Origin of the sequence: Microbacterium sp., from assembly GCF_031988965.1 — a bacterium.
In the GTDB taxonomy this organism is placed as follows: Bacteria; Actinomycetota; Actinomycetes; order Actinomycetales; family Microbacteriaceae; genus Microbacterium.
Genome location: NZ_DALZXX010000288.1, coordinates 1 through 1,385, shown reverse-complemented (window position 1 = coordinate 1,385; position 1,385 = coordinate 1). Strand labels below are relative to the sequence as shown.

Below are 1,385 nucleotides of genomic sequence, written 5' to 3'. Positions count from 1 at the left end.
GGCGGCCGCCGCAGCTCTCGGGATCGGCGTCGACCAGCTCGAGCTCTTCCTCCGTCGCCAGCGGAGCGACCGGTTCTGGTGGCCGGGCCGCGCCGACCAGCGGGGATACGTGCTGGCCGTCGGCGGGTTCCGCGGCCTCGGCGGCGCCTGGATCCGTCCCCCCGAGCGCATCGAGCACCTCGTCGACCCCGGAGCCTTCGCGTTTCTCGTCGCGGGCACCTGGTGGCGCCTCGACGCCGATGCCTGGGGCTCACGACTCGCGGTGCTCGCGGAGGAGCCCGAGACGGCATCCGCGGTGCACGACGGCGTGACGGTGGTGATCGGCCCCGACACGCATCTCGCGTGGGTGCACGTGCGGGAGGACGCGTGAGCGCCGAGCCCGAGTCCGAACGCGGAGCCGCAGAGTCAGCGTCGCCGGAGTCGACCCCGGTGCCGCTGAGCGACGATGCTCGGCGGGCCTGGGAGCGAGCGCTCACCCTGTGGCGGGTGCGGCTCGACGACCCACGGATGCAACCCGGTGCCGCCGCCCGTCACGGAGCGCCGGCGTGGTTCAGCTTTCCGCCCTCGGTCACCGTGGACCCGCAGTACCTCGCCGAGCGCGGACTCGGCGACGAGCTGTGGAGCATGTTCGCGCATGAGATCGGTCACCACGTGCTCGCCCCCAGCACTCGGATCGACGCGCTCAAGATCGATCACCAGATGGCGAGGGCGATCATGACGGTGTCGCCGCACCGTGACGGGGGTGACGGGGCCCGGCGGCTCGGCAACATGTGGAGCGATCTGCTCGTCAACACCCGTCTCGCGCAGCTGCAGCGCCTCGAGGCAGGCGCATCCGCCATCCCGACCCGCGATCTGGGCATCGTGCGGCTCGGGCGAGCGCTCTACCCCGCACCCGCCGACAGCGCCGACCGTCTCTGGTGGGTCTACTGCCGCGCCTATGAGCTGCTGTGGCAGCTTCCGCAGGGCACGCTGTGTCCGGCCGATCCGCCCGTCCGTCCGATCGCGAGGCCGCTCACGCAGCGGATGACGCCGCTGAGTGAGATCCCCGAGAAGCATCGTGAGAAGGAGCGGCTGCTGCGTGAGGCGAGCGCGGAGCGCGCGCGAGTCGCCGCAGAGCTCGCGGATGCGACGGCCACGAACCCTCCGGTCGACGCGACACTGGTGGCCGACGCCGTGCGCACCTTCGGCACCGAACCGGTGTCGGGGGCGGCACTGTTCGGAGTCATCGCGGCGCCGTACCTCGCCGAGCAGGATGCCGCCGGCGGGTGGCCCCTCGAACCTCCCGTCGGGTGCGGTGTCGACGATCGCCCGCCGACCGGCGCGGAGCTCGGTCGTCTCCTCGCCGATCAGCGCCTGCGCGGCGATCTGCCGCGGCATCCGGGCAC

At 72.8% G+C, this 1,385-nt stretch carries 2 pseudogenes; both read left to right on the top strand.

The annotated features are described in order from the left end of the window. Positions 1-370 (top strand): annotated as a pseudogene (locus RTM68_RS18815) (potassium transporter Kef); the annotation flags it as partial. Then, positions 367-1,385: pseudogene (locus RTM68_RS18810) on the top strand (VWA domain-containing protein); the annotation flags it as partial. The pseudogenes RTM68_RS18815 and RTM68_RS18810, both read left to right, overlap by 4 nt.